This window comes from Alkalibacterium subtropicum, from assembly GCF_900112455.1.
Taxonomy (GTDB): domain Bacteria; phylum Bacillota; class Bacilli; order Lactobacillales; family Carnobacteriaceae_A; genus Alkalibacterium; species Alkalibacterium subtropicum.
In genome coordinates this window covers 237,770-256,895 of sequence record NZ_FOLT01000002.1, presented here as the reverse complement: position 1 = coordinate 256,895, position 19,126 = coordinate 237,770, and the positions used below count along the sequence as shown (strand labels likewise).

The following is a 19,126-nucleotide window of genomic DNA, read 5'->3' as shown; positions in this document are numbered from 1 at the left end:
CGTTAGGAGGAGTTTTTTTCATGTCAAAAAACTATGTCAACTACGGAAAATGTTCTGCTGGAAAGCCTGGTTCCACTATGGGAATTACAGGCGCGCGATTCAATCTGTCACCGATGAGTGATGATTTTATCGCGATTATTCTAGATGCAATAAAGCAAGTCGATTTATCGAAAGTATGGGCAGAAACGGACCATATTTCAACAGTCTATCGCGGAAAAGAAGAAGCGGTGTTCGATGCACTGAAAGCCGCGTATGTTTATGCCTATAGAGAAGGAGTGCACATGACGCTGGAAGCCACGGTATCCAAAGGGTGCCCCGGTGACAGCGACAGCGATTATACGCTCGCACTTGAGAATCCAAAAATTAATAAAGAACAAACGCAAAACATCGATTTTCCGGTCATTGGAAAATTTGCCCTTTATCCGATGGGCTCCGACAATTACATGGGAACGATCGAAAAGGTCGTCAACGAAGGTATCGACCGCGGTGTCGTGACAGGTTCAGGCCACTACGGCACCAACTTGGGCGGAAGCGTTCAGGACGTCTTTGACTACCTGGAATACGTCTCGAACACAGTCGGCAAGGAAGTCAGTCACTATGTCAGCCAGTTCACTCTCCTCTGCAACGTACCGGAAGGAGAAGTCAAATGAATAAAAACAAACTGACCCTGCGTGACTATTTGCTGATGGCCCTGATTTCTGTCTTGTTCGGGATCATCTACCTGCTGGCTGTCTATGCCGGCACCGCTTTGACGACAGTACTGACGCCGATGGGCTTAGGGATACTGGGCTATGAACCGTTTTACGGCATCTGGTTCATGGCGGCGATCATTACGACCTATCTCATCCGCAAGCCTGTCGTCGGGATCGTGACCGAAGTGATCGCGGCACTGATCGAAGTCCTTTTAGGCAACATGTTCGGTGTCATGGTCCTTGTCTCTGCCTTTATCCAGGGTGTGGGCGTGGAACTGCCGTTCACTTTTACCAAATATGAAAAGTATTCCTACAAAATGACCATTCTTTCAGCGTTTTCTGCCACATTGCTGTCCTTTCTCTGGACAGGTTTCAGAAGCAACTACCTGGCCATGGACTGGCGGATCGTTGCGGCGATATTCGTGGTACGCCTGTTGAGCTCGTTATTCTTCACAGGCTATCTGTCCAAGCTCATCTGTGACAAACTGGATGAAGCGGGGATTTTGAATCAGAACCTTGATACGGGTGAGGTCAATGAGTAAGCCGACCTTATCTGTTAAAGACTTGTCCTTTCAGATCGGCGGCAAAAAACGTCTGGATTCGGTCAGTTTCGACCTGTATCCTGGCGAAATCATCCTGCTCTGCGGAGGCAGCGGGAGCGGGAAAAGTACCCTGGGCAATGTCATCAACGGCTACTTTCCGGAAAACGGCGGGAAACAGATCGTTTCGCATATCAAAATCAATGATGAAGACGTCCATCACCAGTCGGTCGTTGAACGGTCAACGTCTGTCCGGACGATTTTCCAGCATGCCCGCTTGTCTTTCAGTATGAAGACCCTGCGCGAAGAGATGGTCTTCTGTCTGGAAAACAGCCGTGTCGATGCGAACGAGATGGACGAGATCATTGAAGAAAAAGCCGGACACTTCAATCTGACGTATCTGCTGGACCGGTCCTTTGATGATCTGTCAGGCGGTGAACTGCAGCGTGCGGCCTTTGTCTGTGCGGACTTGGTAGATGTCCCTTTATACATCATGGATGAACCGTTCGCAAACGTGGATGAAGCAACGATGCAGGACTATATCCGCTACATGAAAGAACTGACGGCAAAAGGAAAAGCGATCATCATCATCGATCACCATATCAAACGGTGGAAATGGGTCGACCGCTGGCTCATGCTCGACGACAAGCAGCAGCTGCATGACTTATCGCTGGTCGGTTCAGAAGAACAGAAAAACAGACTTATGACTGAGGCGGGGCTCCTTGTGGAAGAAATGTCCATGCCTGAAAAAAATAAAGCATCGGAAGAAATCCTTTTGGAGCTGGACAAGGTATCGATCTACCACGAAAAAACAGTCAGGAAATCTTTTTTCAGAAAAGAGAAGCAGCGCAATACCCTGATCGAAGAAGCACAGCTCAACTTGAATAAAGGCTCTTTGACAGCTCTGGTTGGACCGAGCGGTATCGGAAAGACCTCACTTTTCAAGGCCATTTTGAATGTGTCCCCTTATACCGGGGAGATCCGTCTTAACGGGCAGAGTGTGAAGACGCAGAAGCCGAAAAATCTGTATGCCAAAATCGGTCTGGTGTTTCAGGATCCGTCCCTGCAGTTCGTAAAAACCAATGTAGTGGATGAACTGGCATTGAGCCTCACGTCCTGGGACCTGGCGGCTGAGGAAGAAGCGAAAAGCCAGGCAGAAGATATCCTGAATCAGCATCACTTCGAAGATAAAGCGGGTCAGTCGCCCTGGCTGTTGAGTCAGGGTCAGCAGCGCCGTCTGGCCGTTCTATGCATGACAGTCGGAGATCAGGATCTACTTTTGATAGACGAACCGACGTATGGCCAGGATGCCAGAAACGGGAAGAAGATCATGGACAAGCTGCATGAACTCTGCGAGAAAGGCGTCTCGTGTCTGTTTACCAGTCATGACCGCGAGCTGGTGGATGCCTATGCCAGCCAGATCTATGAAATAAAAGAGAAGAAAGTGAGGCGGGTAAGGTGATCGATGCGATCAATCCAACAGTAAAAACCATTGGGATACTTGCCGCCTCGATCCTGCTGGGCCTGACGTTCAGGTGGGAAATCAATCTCATCGTTGCCCTGCTTTGCGTCTTCTTTCTATTGACGTCCAGCCGAACAAATCCGGCAACGCTGCTGAAAGCCATGCTGCCGATCGCGCTGATTTCGCTCAGCTACTTTTTCACCGGCTGGCTGTTCAGTTCAGAACAGGCGCAGTTCGCGGCTTCAAACACTGCAGCAGTTTCAGGAGGCGGCCGAGATGTGGTCAACGGGCTGACTCTCGGGACGCGTATCCTGTCCTTTGCCATGCTTGGCATAAGCTACAGTCTGACCACAGATGCTAAGGAACTGGTGGCCAGTTTTATCCAGCAGGCTAAGATGCCGATGAAAATGGGCTATGCCGTGTTGACGGCGATCAATTTGACCTCGCTTATCCAGAGAGAACACGAGAACTCCAAACTGGCTCTTCAAGTACGGAACATACCGGTCAAGCCGTTTGATACGAAACCGCTGTTCACGATGCTGGTCCGCATGATCCGCTGGTCCGAACGGCTGTCTCTGGCCATGGAGTCCAAAGGCTTCAGCGAAGACCGTGTCATGCTGCTTCAGATGACGGTCAAACGCAGAGATATCCTCTTTGCGGTCGGACTGCCCGCCATGATCGTGGCTTTGGGAATCATTTTTGTATAAATAAATCAAAAGGAACACCTTCTGGAGTTTTCCGGAGGGTGTTCCTTTATTGAAATATGTACAGCGAGTTCTTACAGCTTTCTGGGTAGAGGGTCGTTCACAGGCTCATTCTGACTCGCCAGATGCTTATTGATGCTTTCCAGTAAAAAGACGATCCTGAATAAAATTCCGGCCAGAATGCCAATGCCTAGTATTATGGCGAAGTCTCCTATGAAAAATAAGACATAAGTAAGTAAAACTGAAATGAAAATAGACAGTATCAGGTACAAACTGATTCCTCCTTTTTTAATTTTCAATAAAATATATACATAAAGTATAATATTAATACAAGGGTGCTAAAAGGTTTAAAATAGGTGGATCACAAAAAGTCGTTCGTCATCGGGAGTGATCCTTTGACAACGAACGACTATACGTTGAATACAGTATTATTTTGAATCTGAATAAGCCTTCTCGTTCTCGACAAACTCTTCCACCGTCAAGCCGAGCTTCAAATCGTTGTAATAGTGGCCGTTCATATAAATGGAGCGTCTGACACTTCCTTCAACAACGAAGCCGACATTCTCATGCATTTTCTGGGAAGCGAGATTCCCTTCGATGCAGCCGGAATTGCATTTCTGGAGTCTTTGTTCGAAAAACGCATACCGCAGGACAATACGAATGGCTTCTTGTGCATACCCGTTGTTTCTGAAAGGCCGGTAGATGCGGATCCCGAAACTGAAGGTGCCGTTCTTCATATCGATCGAATTGAGATAGATGGCTCCGACATGTTCCCCCTCTAGATTATCGATGGCAAACATAAGACCCTTCTCAAAATCTTTAAAGTCGACCCATTCAGCAACGTCGGCTTTATCCATTTCAAGACTTTTGGGTGCTTCGACACCCCAGTTCATCAGTCTGAAACCGTTACTGTCACGCGTTTCTTCGTTTCTTAACAGAGCGTCGGATTCTTTCATCGCCCGCAGCTGGACGCGGTCGCCTTTCCAGAAATCAAAATCCATATCTTTAAAAATGAAATACCTTGAACACCATTCATTCGACATTTTTATACCCCTTTCGCGATCTACTAAATAGTTAAAGAAGAAAAGCAGCACGTTACATGAAGTACATTGTACGCTCATTCTACCACACTTGAAGAAAATAGAAGTCACATAAGGCTGGTATATAAGGATAAAAAGACCTTTGAGAAACGGCGTACAGGTCAATAAATCAGGAGAAAAGAAATAAGATTTTTTTAAAATAACGGTTGACTTTTCACCTTATTCGCGGTAAGCTATTAGACGGTATTGTTTGCCGCCACTACAGGCCTCGGAAACTTGTTATTGGAACAAACAACGAAGACTTTCTCATATACTTTTTTCAACGGTACTAAAAAAGATAGGGAAAGCAACAATTAGCGAATTTGAAACTTGAAAAGAAAATTTGGAGGTTAAGATCGTGCGTACAACATTTATGGCTAACGAAAGCAACATCGAACGTAAATGGTATGTTGTCGACGCTGCTGATGTTCCTTTGGGACGTCTGTCAACTGTCGTAGCATCTATTTTACGCGGTAAAAACAAACCTACGTATACACCACACGTCGACACGGGTGACCATGTGATCGTAGTAAATGCATCAGAAGTTAAATTAACAGGTAAAAAAGCAAGCGACAAGATTTATTCTCGTCACTCAGGACACCCAGGTGGCTTGAAGCAAGTATCAGCTGGTACTATGCGTGCTCAAAAACCTGAACGTTTAATCGAAACATCAATCAAAGGCATGCTTCCTCATAACGCTTTAGGACGCAAACAGCTTAAAAAACTGCACGTATTCGCTGGACCTGAGCACAACAACCAAGCTCAGCAGCCAGAAGTACTAGACATCACAAACTTGATTTAAGGAGGGACATCCATTGGCACAAGTACAATATTTCGGAACTGGTCGTCGTAAGAACTCAACAGCTCGTGTTATCTTGACTCCAGGTTCTGGTAAAATCACTTTTAACGGTAAAGATATTACTGAATACATCAACTTCCCACACTTGCACTTAGTCGTAAAACAGCCACTAGCAGTTACTGATACAGTAGACAGCTACGACATTAGAATCAATGTTCACGGTGGTGGATTCTCAGGACAAGCAGGCGCTGCTCGTCACGGAATCGCTCGCGCGCTATTACAAGTAGATCCAGATTTCCGCGGACCACTTAAATCTGCTGGTTTATTGACACGTGACTCTCGCATGAAGGAACGTATGAAACCAGGTTTGAAAAAAGCCCGTAAATCTCCACAGTTCTCAAAACGTTAAACTTACATTTTGCGAATATCAAAAAGAACTCCTTTTCGAAGGGGTTCTTTTTTTCTGGTCATGAGTCGACATAAACTTTCCAGGTATCAAATTTAAGATGAGTAGTATTAGTAGTTAAAAGGCGGTGGGAAATGTGAATGCAAAAGAAAAAATGCTAGAAGTCATTAAAAAGAAACAGCAAAGTGGCGGCGGAAGAGATATCCAAAGCGATACACCTTAAAAACGATCGAAAGTTCATGCGAAAAGCTCCGATCATTTTTAAATAAGTAAGTTTCTATACATTACTTCAAGGCACTTTCCTTCTGGAAGGTGTTTTTTAATTGGTCTAATTGTGCGGAAATATTGGCTGGATACCTTCTTGAGGAATAAACGTCCTATGCAAATCTTATGAATAATCTGCAAAGAATGATAATATTAAGTAAATGAGAGCGATAAAAAATTAGAAAAACCACCCATGATATATATAAAGAGTTTTAGTTGTTTTAAAAAAATTGCCGTGTGATCCGAAACGTTTCGGTTTAAGCTGAAAAAGAAGCAACGTTGAGAGGGGAGAAGCAGATGCAGTTTGAAATGTGGAGTCCGTTTCATTACTTTATGATGATTTTTCCATTCGTCCTTGCGATAATCTTATATAAAATGACGCAGCATAAGTCCTTTGCTGCAAAACGACAAGTTGCAATAGTATTGGGGAGCATCCTGGTGCTCATACTAGCCGCCAGACAAATTTACATTTTCAATAATGACGGTTTAGGTCCCGAAGTGTTTCCCTTTCAGGTCTGTCACTTTGCCAATATTTTGCTGCTTATCGTTGCGGTCAATCCTAATCTACGAGTAACAGCCGCGATTGCCTGGTGCCTGAATGTTCCTGCCGGTCTGGTCTCAGTCATTTTTGCCGATGGGCTGGAGAATTACAGTAACGTCCTGAATACTCAAGGTCTGGCCTATATTTCCGGGCATATGCTGATCGTCACGACAGGGCTGTATCTGTTACTGACCAAAATGATTCAAATCGACTGGCGAGCGCTTTTAAAGGCGTATGAAGTATTAGCGGTGCTCTATGTGCTGTCGGTCATGGTGAACAACTGGTTCGTCGCTATTTTCGATGAAAAATCCAATTACTTCTACAGCTATGCACCGGAAGCGGGGACGCCTTTAGAAGATTTATACAACCTCGGCTCCACTATCGAAGCATTCGGTCTTACATTCAACCCGGTCTACCTTCTTTCCCTGGCAGTTGTAGGAGCTGCGGTCATGTTCCTGATGTATCTGCTGGCAAAACTGCGATATGTCAATCAGAGTTCCGAAGCTCACAGGAAACTGGCTAACTGAAGATACATCAGTTTATGTATTATTGTGAATAATGGTTTTTTCAAACAGTAGCCTGACCTTTGCAGAGGCCGGAGCTGTTTTGCCGTACTTACTCTGAAGTTGTGATAACTAATCGGATAATTCGGCTTGTCGGCGAAACTGATAAAGGATTGAGAGGATGTATAGAGTATGCAGATGCAGTTTGAAATGTGGAGTGCGTTCCATTACTTTATGGTCGTTTTTCCTTTCGTCGTTGGCGTTGTTTTATACAAACTCACTCAAGACAAACCCTTTACTGTCAAACGATACGTTGCTATAGCGATGGGGATAACTCTGGTAGGCATATTAGCCACCAGACAAGTTTATATTTTCAGTACTGTAGGCTTAGGCCCTGAGGTTTTCCCTTTCCATGTCTCTCACTTTGCCAACATCCTCCTGCTCATCGTTGCGATCAACCCTAATTTTCGTGTGATAAACGCGATCGCCTGGTGCCTGACTGTACCTGCAGGTCTGGCAGCCGTCATATTTGCCGGTGCACTGGAAACCTACAGTAATGTACTCAGCATTCGAGGCCTTGCCTATGTTTCAGGGCATATGCTGATCGTAGCGACGGGGCTTTATCTGCTGTTGACAGAGATGATCCGGATCGACCGGAGAGCCCTTTTAAAAGCTTATGCGATTACGGTGCCGCTGTATGTATTGTCTGTTATCGTAAATAAATGGTTCACTGATATTTTTAATGAAAGAACTAATTATTTTTTTACCAATGATCCGGGAGCGGCAGCGCCTTTAAAGTACTTATACAACCTCGGCTCTGCTGTCACAGTATCTGGAATGACATTCAATCCGGTTTATCTTCTGTCACTTGCCATTATAGGAGCGATGGTCATGTTCCTGATGTATCTGCTGGCGAAACTCCGCTACGTCAGGAAACGAGCTGATTGAACAGCAGAATGGTTGGCAGGTAAGAGAAGAAGCTCTCATGTCTTTTTTTGGCTCATCTGATGTAAATATGTTAAAAAACAATAGCCATCGTCATAATTGGTATACCTGAAGAAATGACCGGAATACGTATAAAGTTCCAGCCGAAGATTTTAAAGATAATCATAAAGAAGAATTCGGTTGCATCTCATTAACTGAATATGTGTGTTTTAGAGTATAATAAGAAGTGTTATACTCAAGTTGTATAAAGTTAAATGGGCGTTTTCTCTGTGAGAGTCTTGAGAGACGGCCAAAAAAATCAAAGAGGTGTGCTATGGATAAAAAAAGACTTATTATTTACCCCCTGCTGTTTCTGGCAACACTGGCAATAGCTACGCAAGGATTTACTAATATTGGTCTAGACGGCTTGCTTGTTCCGCTGATCTTTACTTTTGTTTACTTCACCATTATATTCCTTATAGCTACAGCAATTAAGAACAATTCGATTGTAGACATTGGCTGGGGACTGGGATTTGTGATTGGAAGCTGGCTCACATTGTATGTGACGGACGATCCGACGATGTTGTCCTATACTATTGTCGGGTTTATTACTATCTGGGGACTCAGACTGTCATTAAGACTGCTGAAACGGAATTGGGGCAAGCCTGAGGATTTCCGCTATGCCCAGTGGCGCAAAGAATGGGGAGACAAAGTCGTCCTCATTGCATTTTTCAGAGTCTTCATGGTTCAGGGAATCATAAACTTTATCGTCGGATCCGCAAGCTATTCAATCATTCGATTTAATGATTTCGACTTTGAAGGCTTCACTCAGTATATCGTCTACGCCGGTTTGCTGATCGCTCTGACCGGACTCCTGTTTGAAGTCATTGGGGATGAGCAGTTGAGACAGCATATCAACAAGAAATCAGGGAAACTGCTCCAGTCCGGCCTGTGGTCCGTCACGCGTCACCCCAACTATTTTGGAGAGATACTGATTTGGATTGGTTTATATATCAGCGGTATACCGATGATGTTTAGCGGTGCCATAAATCCGATCTACTATGCGGTACTTGTTATCTCACCGGTCATCATGAGTACAGTGCTGATCAAAATTTCCACACCCCTGCTGGAGAAAAACATGGAAAAATACGACGCATGGGAAGACTATAAACAGCGTGTGCCGATGATTTTTCCCTGGGGACAGACAGGGTAAAAAAGAGTAAACGTTTAGCAGAATTTACTTTTAACCAGTAGACATATCCAACCGGACAAGAATCGTATGCTGGCAAGACGTCGATCAAGATGTCAAAGAAGATGGGAGAAGATCATGGAGACTATAACATACAATGAACTTTACAATGGCTTGATCAACGGTGCAAGAGAAGTAATGAATAATCGCCTTTTTCTGAATGACATCAATGTTTTCCCGGTGGCTGACGGCGATACCGGGAGCAATCTGTTCTCAACGATGCACAGTATTGTCCACCATTCGGAACTGAAAGGAAATACAAAGACGACCATAGAGACGATTGCTGATTCAGCTATTATCGGTGCAAGAGGAAATTCAGGTCTCATTTTCGCTCAGTATTTCCAAGGGTTCAGCGAAGGCATCACTTCAGAAGAAGTCATCACAAAAGAAAACTTCACCTCAGCAATCAAAGAGGGCATGGAGTACGCCTACAAGGCAGTTGAAAATCCGGTCGAAGGCACGATGCTGACGACGATGACGGTGTTCTACGAAGCTTTAAGCAAAGAAATAGAAAATCATGAAGCATTTGACAAGCTTCTGGAAACAGCGAGCGAAAAAGTAGAGAGTGCAGTGGAGCACACGACTGAACAGCTGAAAGTTCTGAAAAAATCTTCCGTCGTCGATTCAGGGGCCAAAGGTTTCGCCTACTTTGTCAAAGGCTTTCTGGAGGGGATCAAAGGGCATCTGGTTTCCGAAGACCGCATGGATACATTTGAGACGATCCCGGCCATTAATGAACATGATCATACAATCGGAGACTACCGCTATTGTACGGAAGCCCTGATTGAGCAGGGAACGGATCCTGCTGACTTGAAAGCACTGGTACATGATATCGGGGATTCCATCGTTCAGGTTAAAGGAAAAACGAAGACCAGACTGCATATCCATACGAATGATCCGGCGGAAATGTTCGATCGTCTGTCCGGTCATGGCAAAATCATAGAGCAGAAGGTCGACGACATGGTCAGACAATACGACCGGATCCATCACCGGAAATATCAGACCGTCATCGTGACGGATTCCATCGCCGATCTGCCTGAGGAAGTCATCGATGATGAACAGGTTCATGTGGTAAACATCTCTCTACTTGTCGGAGAAGAATCGTATATAGACAAGTTGACGATAACCAATGAAAAGCTGTTTGAGTTAGCCAGGAATAAAAAAATCCACCCGAAGTCTTCTCAACCGACCACTAAGACGGTAGAGGACGCCTACCGTTATCTCTTATCTTACTATGATAACGTCGTAGTCTTCACCGTCGCAAAAGCCTTGAGCGGGACCTACAATGTCTTTTCAAAGTCGGCCGAACAGTTTAATGAAGACAAGCAGCGGATCATTGTGATTGATACGAAGCAAAATTCGGTTGCGGAAGGGCTCATTGTCTGGCAGGCCGTGGAGAACTTGAAGGCGGATAAACCAGTGGAGGCTATCCTGTCTGAGGCAGAACGTTCGATCGGCCAGTCCAAAATCCTCGTTAAGATCAATACGCTGGATAATATGATCGCTTCTGGAAGACTCAGTGTGCGTGCAGGTGGGATCGCGAAGAAAGTGGGTTTGAAACCGATCGTTTCGCTGGATGATGAGGGTGAAGGAGAAGTCTTCAAAATCGCGTTCCACCCAGATACAGCCAAGAAGAAAATACTGAAACACATGAAAAAAATCAGTGAAACAAAAGGAATCAAGCATTACGCGGTCACTTATGTGGATGATCGTCAGCTGGGAGAAGAGTTTGCCCGAGAGCTGAGCGCCGTATTAAATAAAGAACCCGAATACCTTACTAAAAGTTCAGGTGTGATCGCCGTTGGAGCAGGCGCAGGAGCAGTGGCTGTTGCTTATATAACAGAATAGGAGGCAAATTTATATGGATTTTCTTATCACTTATGCCATCACATTCGTCGTATTCTTCGTGGTCGATTTAATCTGGTTAGGCCTTGTTGCGAAGGATTTTTATAAAGATCAAATTGGCTCTCTAATGAAAGATAATACCAACTGGGTCGCTGCTGTTATTTTTTATTGTATATTTATCCTAGGGCTTGTATTCTTCGTCATAAACCCTGCATTACAGTCAGAAAGTATTCTAGACGCACTGCTGAGAGGGATGTTCTTTGGCTTTATCGCTTATTCAACCTATGATTTGACCAACTTGGCGACCCTCGACAAGTGGCCGCTAAAAGTGACGATCGTCGATCTCATCTGGGGAACGACTTTAGGCGGACTCGTTTCCTTCATCAGTTACTACTTTTCTGCCATGTTTTAAAGTGTGACGCGCCCTTTTGTATTTGACCTGAGTTATTATGAGCTGAACATAAGCAAACAATAAAACGCACGTGTCTTGGAGGGACATGTGCGTTTTAATTGAATAATGGTTTTAAAACCCTTTTTGCTGACCTTCGAAAGGGGGATCTTCATTATTCTCAAATTCTTCGACACTCGGACCGGATAACTTTCTCAAACCTCTGATACCCAAGACGTAAGTAGTGATAAGGAGAACAATATTCATCGGCCATCCCAGGATCGTATTGACGACAAAGTACGTGTCGATTTCTCCCGTTAAGAAGAGGGGGACTTGTATAGCCAGCCGTATGATAAAATAAACGGCCCAGAGAATCGTGACGTTCCGGTAGGCGGGACGAATATCATCCCGCATGTACCACTCAATCGGCCAGCCCCTGGTCAGGTGACTCACCAGGGCTGCCAGGGGGCGGTGGATGATAAGAGACACAACACAGGCAAGCACGATCAGTGTCGTCGAAATCAGGCCGGGCAAATAATAGTTGATAGCATTGCCGGACAAGTAACTTAAGCCGATGGAAAACAGCACCCCACCTGTACCCACCAGGACATATTTTTTTGTATGTCGCTTAAAAATCCTGTACAGGATCAGACAAAAAAGATAAAACAGCGTCAGCCCCGCAGCAACCTCAAGAGAGAAGAAGCGGTTAGCCAGGAAAAAAATAAGGGGCGGAAAGAGCGCATCGATGGTTTTATTTCTGAAGACGAGCTTAAGCTGTTCGGCCCATTCTCTAATCTTTTCCATCAGTGGCCCCCCTGTGCACACCGTGAAGGGCAACGGTCCAGTCACCCTCGGATTCGTAAAGAGCCTTGAGAACGTAGATACTGCCGATCAAAAAGCCAAAAATCATCAGCGTGACGATCCATAGGCTGATTTTCCAGAGCGTTTGTTCTCTGTAGACGATCCACATGGAAAAGAGGACAAAGCCAACATAGAGATCAATCATAGCCATAACACCCCATGGATTCGCAAGGAGAGCCCCACCGTCAACAAGAAAATCCCCATTGACAAAGGCATTGATCAAACCGGCCGTCATTGCCAGCAGGCAGAGCCAGGCTACTATTTTTGCTGCTTTCATCTTACTACCTCCTTCAGTCAGGCTGATTTTCAGAGAACTTTCAGCCGTTCAGGCAAAAAATCTGATGTTATATTAGATTAAGTTTACCATACTTGAACAAGAAAAGGCCTATTTAAACATGGATCCCCCGGAAAAGGCTGTGTAATTCCTAGACATAAAAGCATAGTTATAAAATAGCTTTGAGGGATTACGGATATTATGTTAAACTATTCACAAAAGGTAAGGAGGAAAAATAATGTCAAAAATGAATATAAAAGCGAGTGCAGAATCAATGGGTGGCATGAAAGTAAAAGCGACTGCCAGCGGTCATGAATTAATTATGGATGAACCTGAATCTGCCGGGGGCACAGACCAGGGAATGAATCCCATGGAAGCATTACTTTCTGCGTTAGGCGGGTGCAAATGTATCGTAGCACAAGCGTATGCCAGAGCACATGAGATCAACCTCAAGAGTATTCGTATCGATTTCGAGGGAGAATTCGATCCCAGCGGTTACTTAGGGAAAGATCCGAATGCGAAAATCGGCTATTCCAAAATCATTGAACACTTCCATATTGAAGCAGATAACACGATAGAAGAGATCAACGATTTTATTACGTTTGTATCGAAAATGTGTCCAGTACACGATACCTTGCGTAATCCTGCAACGTTCGAACATACTATCCATCTGAATGAGTAACCGGCATGCAATGACCGATATATTTTTTGCAAGAGTCCCAATAGAGTAGACAGTAGAAACGACAGATATTCTACCTCACCCTATTGGGTGTTTTTTTACCTTTTTTTATTTAAACTGAAGGATGAAAGACGTGATCAGCTTATTCATTTAAAATAGGTTTATAATGAATCAATACGATCAGAATACATGTTAACTGCTGCATACAATACAAGGAGGCTAAAAAATGAAAGTCGTCGTCATAGGTGGAAGCGGACATATAGGGACATACTTAGTTCCAAAATTAGTTAGAGATGATCATCAGGTCATTATGGTGAGTCGGGGAAAGAGTGAACCTTATACCAGAGACTGGGCCTGGGATCAAGCGGAACACGTTATGCTGGACCGTACTAAAGACCCGGCATTTAACAGAAAAATAGCAGAAATGAATGCGGACATTGTTATCGATCTGATCTGTTTCAAGTTGGATGAGGTCAAAGAGATGGTTAAGGCACTGAAAGAGACAGACCTCTCGCATTATCTCTACTGCTCGACCATCTGGACGCACGGACGGACTGAGGCCATCCCAGTCGATCCCCATAGAGAGAAACACCCACTGGATGATTATGGCAGACAGAAATACGAAAGCGAGAAATACTTACTGCATGAATTTCGCGTCAACGGCTTCCCGGCAACGATGATCAGTCCCGGACAGATCTGCGGTCCCGGCTGGTCGATCATCAATCCTTTGGGTTACGGCGACGACAGTGTCTTCCAGACGATTGCGGACGGGGAAGAAATCCGCCTGCCAAATCTGGGGATGGAGACCCTGCACCCGGTACACGCTGAAGATGTGGCCCAGCTGTTTGTGGATGCGATGAATCACCGGACCCAGGCTCTAGGCGAGAACTTCTATGCCGTATCTGAAGATTCACTGACGCTTTACGGCTATGCCATGGCCATGTATCGCTTTTCTGGACAGGAACCCAAAGTCAGCTTCCTGTCATGGGATAAATGGTGTGACCACGTGGCAGATGAAAAGCAGACAAACGTAGCTTATCTTCATTTAGCCCGAAGTGGACATTTCAGTATGGAAAAGGCTAAAAGACTGCTTGAATTTCAGTCGAGATACACAGCTGTCCAAGTGGTTGAGGCAAGCATGCAGAGCTATATCGAAAGAGGGATCGTTACAATTGAAAAATAGTGCTAAATAACCTAAAAATAATTAGAGGATGAGCATACAATCTAAGTTAAAGACGAAACAGGAAGGTTAGTGACTAGTTCCTCTTCAAGTTTGTTAGGAACTAGTCTCAAAAACTGTATTGAGACTAGTTCGAGTACAATAATCAATCAGAACTGGTTTCTAAATCCAGATTGAGACTAGTTCGTATTTTTTTAAAAACAGAAGTGGTCACAAAACACTTATTGAAGCACGTTCCTGCCCTTTGAACTACAGAAGTGGTCACCAAAAACATATCGAGGCCATTTTAGTGCTCCTTTATTAATCTATAGTATTAACTCCATAAATTATCCATATTCCAAGACTATAATGAACTTAAGAAAGAACAAAGGTTTATAGAGGAGGAAACTGAGTGGGATTAATATTAATAGTTATGATAGGCTATTTCGTGTTCAAGTACTTCGAGGATAATACTGGTAAACTGAAGATGTCTGGGAAAAACAATGCGGCTTTGGATATTTTAAGTGAAAGATACGCTAAGGGAGAAATAGATATTGAGGAATACAGATACAAGAAAGAACTATTAAATCAGTAAGTCAGGATAAAAACGGTCTTAAGCGCTGTTTAAGGAAGCTTTTTGAATAAGGTATATGAAAGCATGCATACGCTGAGTAAAGGCTCTCGCAATAGACATGAGTATGATAACTCTGACGAAGCTCACTATGAACATAAGGAACACGAGCAAAGTGATCACCATCAAATGATCATTAAAGAGTTTATCAAGCGCTTTTCAAAGCCCTCATGGTTAATATATTGTAAATTCATATCCAGAAGATGTCGTTTCACTTATCGATTTGGGGATGCCAACCTATAAAAAAGAGTTCAAAGCTATTGTGGCAGCAGGTCATAATATTGTCCTTATACCCCGAGCAGATGGAGGTCTTTATGCTGTCGGAAAAGTCCTATCTCATGAGCCAGTAAACGTACTGATGTCTCTCAATATAAAACAGTCTCGACTGATGTGGAAATTTTCAAAGCAGATAAATAATCTTATTTTACCAAGGATAGAGGTGGCTGAATGAACAAGAATAGAAAACGGTTTACCATTATTGCTCTTGGTGCACTCCTTCTTATAATGTACATCGGATATTTATTCACGGATTTAGGAAGAGGGTTAGGAACACTGGGAGAAAATGAAAGCCAGTTGGTCGATTCAGGAAGAAACGCTGAAACTGAGGATAGTCAGACTGAAAGGGCTAATAAGCTGCCTATTCCTCCCCTCTTGGATGACAAAAATCCTGAAGAAGGGAAAGCAGAATTTGATTTAAATGTACAATATGGGAAAAAAGAATTTATAGAAGGACAGGAAACCAATACGCTGGGGTATAATGGTGATTATCTAGGTCCTGTGATCAGAGTAGATAAAGGGGACGACGTGAAAATCAATGTAAACAATGGATTGGATGAGCCTACTACCGTCCACTGGCATGGCTTGGAAGTCCCTGGGGAGATGGATGGCGGACCCCACCAAGTGGTGGATCCTGCCACGAGCTGGCAGCCACATTTCACAATAGATCAGCCGGCAGCAACACTCTGGTACCATCCGCATTTGCTTCATAAGACAGGAGAACAGGTCTATAAAGGACTGGCAGGACTTTTTTATATCGAAGATGAACAATCTAAAGAATTAGATATTCCCAAAGAACATGGCGTAAATGATATTCCCCTCGTCATACAGGATAAACGATTTTCTGATAATGGGGAGATGCCTTATGAATTAAATATGAGAGATGTAATGAATGGTTTTCTCGGAGATACTGTATTGGTTAATGGAGCGATCGCTCCAGAATTAGATGTGAAAAATGAAGTCATCAGACTTAGACTGCTGAATGGCTCAAATGCCCGATCTTATGATTTCAATTTCAGTGATCGTAGTGCGTTTCATCAAATAGCTTCAGACGGTGGTTTTTTGGAAACGAGCATCGAAATGAATGAATTGTCCCTTGCACCGGCCGAAAGAGCAGAAATACTGGTAGACTTCTCAGATTACCGTGTAGGAGATGAGATAGTTTTAAGAGACGGAAATGATGAAGTGATGAAAATAAATATAGTAGAAGAGTCAACTGATTCTAGCGATATACCAGAATCATTAGTAGATATAGTTGAATATGACAGAGAAGAAGTCGTGAAAACACGCAGGTTTGTGATGAGCGGTATGGGGCCCATGGTGGCAATAAATGATAAGCAAATGGATATGGACAGAATAGATGAACACTTAAACTTAAATGAATTAGAAGAATGGGTTATTAGTAATGACTCGGCTGGAATGGGAATGATGGGTGAAACACCTCATCCCTTCCATGTACATGGGGTCCAGTTCCAAGTGATAGAGAGAAATGGCGTAGAACCGCCATTGAATGAACAGGGATGGAAGGATACCGTAATGGTAGAAAGCGGGGAAGAAGTAAGGATTCTAGCTAAGTTCAAACAAAAAGGATTGTTTATGTATCACTGCCACATACTGGAACATGAAGATGCAGGAATGATGGGCCAATTTTTAGTCGAGTAAAGAAGTGAGTGGTTGACTGAAGTTAAAAATTATAAGTCCGGAAGAGAAATCTCACAGATTTCTCTTCCGGACTTTAATTATTTAAATAATTAAATGAATAAAATTTATCTCTCGGCATTGAGTCATAGAAGAAAAAGATTTAATGTATAAGATAGAGCTTTAATTCAATTCCAAGGAACTAACAAAAAATAAGCCGATTCGTGATATAATAAAAAGTGAGTGTTTTTTAGGTAACTGAAAATTGAAATGAAACTAAGGAGACAAAATCAATGACGTATGCACTAGAGATAAAAGATTTGAAGAAAGTCTATAAAGGCGGGGTGAAAGCCTTGCGCGGGATCGACTTGACGGTGGAGGATGGAGATTTCTATGCCCTTTTAGGTCCAAACGGTGCCGGGAAGTCGACCACGATAGGGGTCGTCACCTCTCTCGTCAACAAGACGTCTGGCAAGGTTAAAGTATTCGACTACGATATTGATACGGACCTGACACGTGCCAAGCAGCAGATTGGTCTGGTCCCTCAGGAGTTCAACTTCAATCCCTTTGAAACGGTCCAGCAGATCGTTGTCAATCAGGCAGGCTACTACGGTGTGCCGCGCAAAGAAGCCATGAAGCGCAGCGAAAAGTATCTGAAACAATCTGACCTGTGGGAAAAACGCGATGTCCGTGCCCGTATGCTCTCAGGGGGGATGAAGCGTCGCCTCATGATCGCCCGCGCGCTGATGCATGAGCCGCGTCTGTTGATTTTAGATGAACCGACAGCCGGAGTGGATATCGAACTGCGCCGCGAGATGTGGGACTTTCTGAGAGAGCTGAACAAAAGCGGAACGACAATCATCCTGACGACGCACTATCTGGAAGAGGCAGAAATGCTCTGCCGCAACATCGGGATTATAAGAGCCGGTGAACTGATCGAAGATACGAGTATGAAGAGCCTGCTGTCTAAACTTATGTTTGAGACCTTTATCCTGGATCTGGATACATCCGGGAAAGTCCCAGAGATCACAGGTTATCCGAGTGAAATGGTCGATGAGTCGACTCTTCACGTTGAAGTCGAGCGTAATCAGGGGATCAATGATGTCTTTGAACAGCTGTCACAGCAGGGCATCAAAGTCCTTTCCATGCGCAACAAGTCCAACCGACTGGAAGAACTGTTCCTGAAAATCACAGAAGAAAATGAACACGTGGAGGAAGCCAATGTTTAATTTATATTTCACAGCCTTAAAAAGTCTGGCCGTCAAAGAAACCAACCGTTACCTGCGCATCTGGGTGCAGACGCTGGTTCCGCCGGTCATCACGACATCCTTGTACTTTATCATCTTCGGTAACCTGATCGGCGGGCGGATCGGCCAGATGGAAGGTTTCTCCTATATGGAGTTCATCGTTCCCGGACTGATCATGATGTCCGTGATCACGAGTTCTTATTCCAATGTGTCGTCATCCTTTTTCTCACAGAAGTTTCAGAAAAATATTGAAGAGCTGCTGATCGCACCTGTGCCGACGCATGTGATCATGTGGGGCTTCGTGGTCGGCGGGTTAGGCAGAAGTATCCTGGTTGGGACGCTTGTCACTACTATATCTTTATTCTTCGTGCCGCTTCAGGCGTATTCCTGGGTCATGATCATTGTGACGCTTTTGATGACCTCTATTCTATTTTCACTCGCAGGACTGTTGAACGGCATCTTCGCCCAGTCCTTTGATGATGTGTCGATCGTGCCGACCTTCGTCCTCCAGCCGTTGACGTATCTGGGTGGAGTGTTCTACTCGATCTCAATGCTGCCACCGTTCTGGCGTGCCGTTTCACGTGTCAATCCAATCGTCTATATGATCTCGGGCTTCCGCTATGGTTTCCTTGGTATCATCGATGTACCGATCCTGTTGTCCATGGGGATACTTGTGGTATTCATCGTGGTCCTCTATGCTATCGACTGGTATTTGATTGAAACAGGTCGCGGACTGAGAAGCTGATTCATAATAGATAAAAATTTTGAACCTAAAAAGTCAGTCAATAAAAGCCTGAGCACCTCAAGAATTATATTTGAGGTGCTCAGGCTTTTATGTGTTGCAACTTTCGATTACAAGCCGGGGAATAAGAATGTAGTGTTGTGATTTTGCTGCAGGGTGCTAAATCTAATTGTTTTAAAATCACCAGATTGACAGTTAAGATGTCCTGTGTATATAGTTGAATC

Annotated in this window: 21 protein-coding genes; 17 read left to right on the top strand and 4 right to left on the bottom strand. The window is 44.1% G+C overall.

The annotated features are described in order from the left end of the window. Window positions 1–20: 20 nt before the first annotated feature. Genes BM049_RS03080 through BM049_RS03065 form a run of 4 tightly spaced genes read left to right on the top strand, consistent with a single transcriptional unit; the run spans window position 21 to window position 3,400 of the window. Window positions 21–650, top strand: a complete 630-nt coding sequence (locus BM049_RS03080) for a YkoF family thiamine/hydroxymethylpyrimidine-binding protein (RefSeq protein WP_091528591.1) — start codon at window positions 21–23, stop codon at window positions 648–650. Next, window positions 647–1,234, top strand: a complete 588-nt coding sequence (locus tag BM049_RS03075; protein ID WP_091528590.1) for an ECF transporter S component — start codon at window positions 647–649, stop codon at window positions 1,232–1,234. Before BM049_RS03080 ends, BM049_RS03075 begins: the two co-directional genes overlap by 4 nt. Then, window positions 1,227–2,693 carry an ABC transporter ATP-binding protein gene (locus tag BM049_RS03070; RefSeq protein ID WP_091528588.1) on the top strand — a complete coding sequence of 489 codons (1,467 nt, stop codon included), beginning with the start codon at window positions 1,227–1,229 and terminating at the stop codon, window positions 2,691–2,693. Before BM049_RS03075 ends, BM049_RS03070 begins: the two co-directional genes overlap by 8 nt. Continuing rightward, window positions 2,690–3,400 (top strand): energy-coupling factor transporter transmembrane component T family protein, encoded by a 711-nt coding sequence (locus BM049_RS03065; RefSeq protein ID WP_091528587.1) that lies wholly within the window; start codon window positions 2,690–2,692, stop codon window positions 3,398–3,400. The genes BM049_RS03070 and BM049_RS03065 overlap by 4 nt, the downstream gene beginning before the upstream one ends. 71 nt (window positions 3,401–3,471) lie before the next feature. Here the strand turns inward: BM049_RS03065 and BM049_RS03060 are convergent, their stop codons facing one another. Together BM049_RS03060 and BM049_RS03055 are read right to left on the bottom strand one after the other, a co-directional pair. After that, complete coding sequence (locus tag BM049_RS03060; RefSeq protein WP_091528585.1) at window positions 3,472–3,669, bottom strand: hypothetical protein; 198 nt, start codon at window positions 3,667–3,669, stop codon at window positions 3,472–3,474. Between the two features lie 156 nt (window positions 3,670–3,825). Next, a complete protein-coding gene (locus BM049_RS03055) occupies window positions 3,826–4,440 on the bottom strand; it encodes a GNAT family N-acetyltransferase (RefSeq protein WP_177188574.1) in 615 nt (204 codons plus the stop codon). Between the two features lie 394 nt (window positions 4,441–4,834). On the opposite strand from BM049_RS03055, the gene rplM reads away from it, so the two are divergent. The 7 genes from rplM to BM049_RS03020 all read left to right on the top strand — a co-directional run bounded on the left by rplM (window position 4,835) and on the right by BM049_RS03020 (window position 11,419). Next, window positions 4,835–5,278, top strand: coding sequence for a 50S ribosomal protein L13 (rplM, locus tag BM049_RS03050; RefSeq protein WP_091528582.1), 444 nt, complete (start codon window positions 4,835–4,837; stop codon window positions 5,276–5,278). Window positions 5,279–5,291: 13 nt separating this feature from the next. Continuing rightward, window positions 5,292–5,684 (top strand): 30S ribosomal protein S9, encoded by a 393-nt coding sequence (rpsI, locus tag BM049_RS03045; RefSeq protein WP_091528581.1) that lies wholly within the window; start codon window positions 5,292–5,294, stop codon window positions 5,682–5,684. 558 nt (window positions 5,685–6,242) lie between these two features. After that, entirely contained in the window at window positions 6,243–7,013 is a 771-nt protein-coding gene (locus tag BM049_RS03040; RefSeq protein WP_091528579.1) for a TMEM164 family acyltransferase, read from the top strand. A gap of 168 nt (window positions 7,014–7,181) precedes the next feature. Then, window positions 7,182–7,937 carry a TMEM164 family acyltransferase gene (locus tag BM049_RS03035; protein WP_091528578.1) on the top strand — a complete coding sequence of 252 codons (756 nt, stop codon included), beginning with the start codon at window positions 7,182–7,184 and terminating at the stop codon, window positions 7,935–7,937. Between the two features lie 310 nt (window positions 7,938–8,247). After that, window positions 8,248–9,126, top strand: a complete 879-nt coding sequence (locus tag BM049_RS03030; RefSeq protein ID WP_091528576.1) for a DUF1295 domain-containing protein — start codon at window positions 8,248–8,250, stop codon at window positions 9,124–9,126. Between the two features lie 114 nt (window positions 9,127–9,240). Further along, a complete protein-coding gene (locus BM049_RS03025; RefSeq protein WP_177188573.1) occupies window positions 9,241–11,010 on the top strand; it encodes a DegV family protein in 1,770 nt (589 codons plus the stop codon). Between the two features lie 13 nt (window positions 11,011–11,023). Beyond that, the gene (locus BM049_RS03020; protein WP_091528573.1) at window positions 11,024–11,419 is read left to right on the top strand and encodes a DUF2177 family protein; all 396 of its coding nucleotides are present in this window, start codon (window positions 11,024–11,026) and stop codon (window positions 11,417–11,419) included. 111 nt (window positions 11,420–11,530) lie between these two features. Here the strand turns inward: BM049_RS03020 and BM049_RS03015 are convergent, their stop codons facing one another. Further along, the gene (locus BM049_RS03015; protein ID WP_091528572.1) at window positions 11,531–12,199 is read right to left on the bottom strand and encodes a DUF3159 domain-containing protein; all 669 of its coding nucleotides are present in this window, start codon (window positions 12,197–12,199) and stop codon (window positions 11,531–11,533) included. Then, window positions 12,186–12,533 (bottom strand): DUF1475 family protein, encoded by a 348-nt coding sequence (locus BM049_RS03010; RefSeq protein ID WP_091528570.1) that lies wholly within the window; start codon window positions 12,531–12,533, stop codon window positions 12,186–12,188. Before BM049_RS03010 ends, BM049_RS03015 begins: the two co-directional genes overlap by 14 nt. 235 nt (window positions 12,534–12,768) lie before the next feature. Between BM049_RS03010 and BM049_RS03005 the strand changes: the two genes are divergently transcribed. The 6 genes from BM049_RS03005 (at window position 12,769) to BM049_RS02975 (ending at window position 18,905) form a co-directional block, all read left to right on the top strand. Next, complete coding sequence (locus BM049_RS03005; RefSeq protein ID WP_091528569.1) at window positions 12,769–13,212, top strand: OsmC family protein; 444 nt, start codon at window positions 12,769–12,771, stop codon at window positions 13,210–13,212. A 223-nt stretch (window positions 13,213–13,435) separates the two neighbouring features. Beyond that, window positions 13,436–14,392: an NAD-dependent epimerase/dehydratase family protein gene (locus BM049_RS03000; protein WP_091528567.1), complete on the top strand. Its 957-nt coding sequence runs from the start codon at window positions 13,436–13,438 to the stop codon at window positions 14,390–14,392. A gap of 388 nt (window positions 14,393–14,780) precedes the next feature. Further along, window positions 14,781–14,963: an SHOCT domain-containing protein gene (locus BM049_RS02995; protein WP_091528566.1), complete on the top strand. Its 183-nt coding sequence runs from the start codon at window positions 14,781–14,783 to the stop codon at window positions 14,961–14,963. Window positions 14,964–15,446: 483 nt separating this feature from the next. Beyond that, complete coding sequence (locus BM049_RS02985) at window positions 15,447–16,937, top strand: multicopper oxidase family protein (protein WP_091528563.1); 1,491 nt, start codon at window positions 15,447–15,449, stop codon at window positions 16,935–16,937. Between the two features lie 269 nt (window positions 16,938–17,206). After that, window positions 17,207–18,142, top strand: a complete 936-nt coding sequence (locus BM049_RS02980; RefSeq protein WP_091528561.1) for an ABC transporter ATP-binding protein — start codon at window positions 17,207–17,209, stop codon at window positions 18,140–18,142. Further along, on the top strand, window positions 18,135–18,905 hold the full coding sequence (locus tag BM049_RS02975) for an ABC transporter permease (protein WP_091528560.1): 771 nt from the start codon (window positions 18,135–18,137) through the stop codon (window positions 18,903–18,905). The genes BM049_RS02980 and BM049_RS02975 overlap by 8 nt, the downstream gene beginning before the upstream one ends. Window positions 18,906–19,126: the final 221 nt, after the last annotated feature.

What these genes read in the sequence shown, in the direction of transcription:
- BM049_RS03080 (WP_091528591.1), top strand. Translation starts at nt 21, where the DNA reads ATGTCAAAAAACTATGTCAACTACGGAAAATGTTCTGCTGGAAAGCCT.
- BM049_RS03075 (WP_091528590.1), top strand. Translation starts at nt 647, where the DNA reads ATGAATAAAAACAAACTGACCCTGCGTGACTATTTGCTGATGGCCCTG.
- BM049_RS03070 (WP_091528588.1), top strand. Translation starts at nt 1,227, where the DNA reads ATGAGTAAGCCGACCTTATCTGTTAAAGACTTGTCCTTTCAGATCGGC.
- BM049_RS03055 (WP_177188574.1), bottom strand. Translation starts at nt 4,440, where the DNA reads ATGTCGAATGAATGGTGTTCAAGGTATTTCATTTTTAAAGATATGGAT.
- BM049_RS03040 (WP_091528579.1), top strand. Translation starts at nt 6,243, where the DNA reads ATGCAGTTTGAAATGTGGAGTCCGTTTCATTACTTTATGATGATTTTT.
- BM049_RS03035 (WP_091528578.1), top strand. Translation starts at nt 7,182, where the DNA reads ATGCAGATGCAGTTTGAAATGTGGAGTGCGTTCCATTACTTTATGGTC.
- BM049_RS03030 (WP_091528576.1), top strand. Translation starts at nt 8,248, where the DNA reads ATGGATAAAAAAAGACTTATTATTTACCCCCTGCTGTTTCTGGCAACA.
- BM049_RS03025 (WP_177188573.1), top strand. Translation starts at nt 9,241, where the DNA reads ATGGAGACTATAACATACAATGAACTTTACAATGGCTTGATCAACGGT.
- BM049_RS03020 (WP_091528573.1), top strand. Translation starts at nt 11,024, where the DNA reads ATGGATTTTCTTATCACTTATGCCATCACATTCGTCGTATTCTTCGTG.
- BM049_RS03015 (WP_091528572.1), bottom strand. Translation starts at nt 12,199, where the DNA reads ATGGAAAAGATTAGAGAATGGGCCGAACAGCTTAAGCTCGTCTTCAGA.
- BM049_RS03010 (WP_091528570.1), bottom strand. Translation starts at nt 12,533, where the DNA reads ATGAAAGCAGCAAAAATAGTAGCCTGGCTCTGCCTGCTGGCAATGACG.
- BM049_RS03005 (WP_091528569.1), top strand. Translation starts at nt 12,769, where the DNA reads ATGTCAAAAATGAATATAAAAGCGAGTGCAGAATCAATGGGTGGCATG.
- BM049_RS03000 (WP_091528567.1), top strand. Translation starts at nt 13,436, where the DNA reads ATGAAAGTCGTCGTCATAGGTGGAAGCGGACATATAGGGACATACTTA.
- BM049_RS02985 (WP_091528563.1), top strand. Translation starts at nt 15,447, where the DNA reads ATGAACAAGAATAGAAAACGGTTTACCATTATTGCTCTTGGTGCACTC.
- BM049_RS02980 (WP_091528561.1), top strand. Translation starts at nt 17,207, where the DNA reads ATGACGTATGCACTAGAGATAAAAGATTTGAAGAAAGTCTATAAAGGC.
- BM049_RS02975 (WP_091528560.1), top strand. Translation starts at nt 18,135, where the DNA reads ATGTTTAATTTATATTTCACAGCCTTAAAAAGTCTGGCCGTCAAAGAA.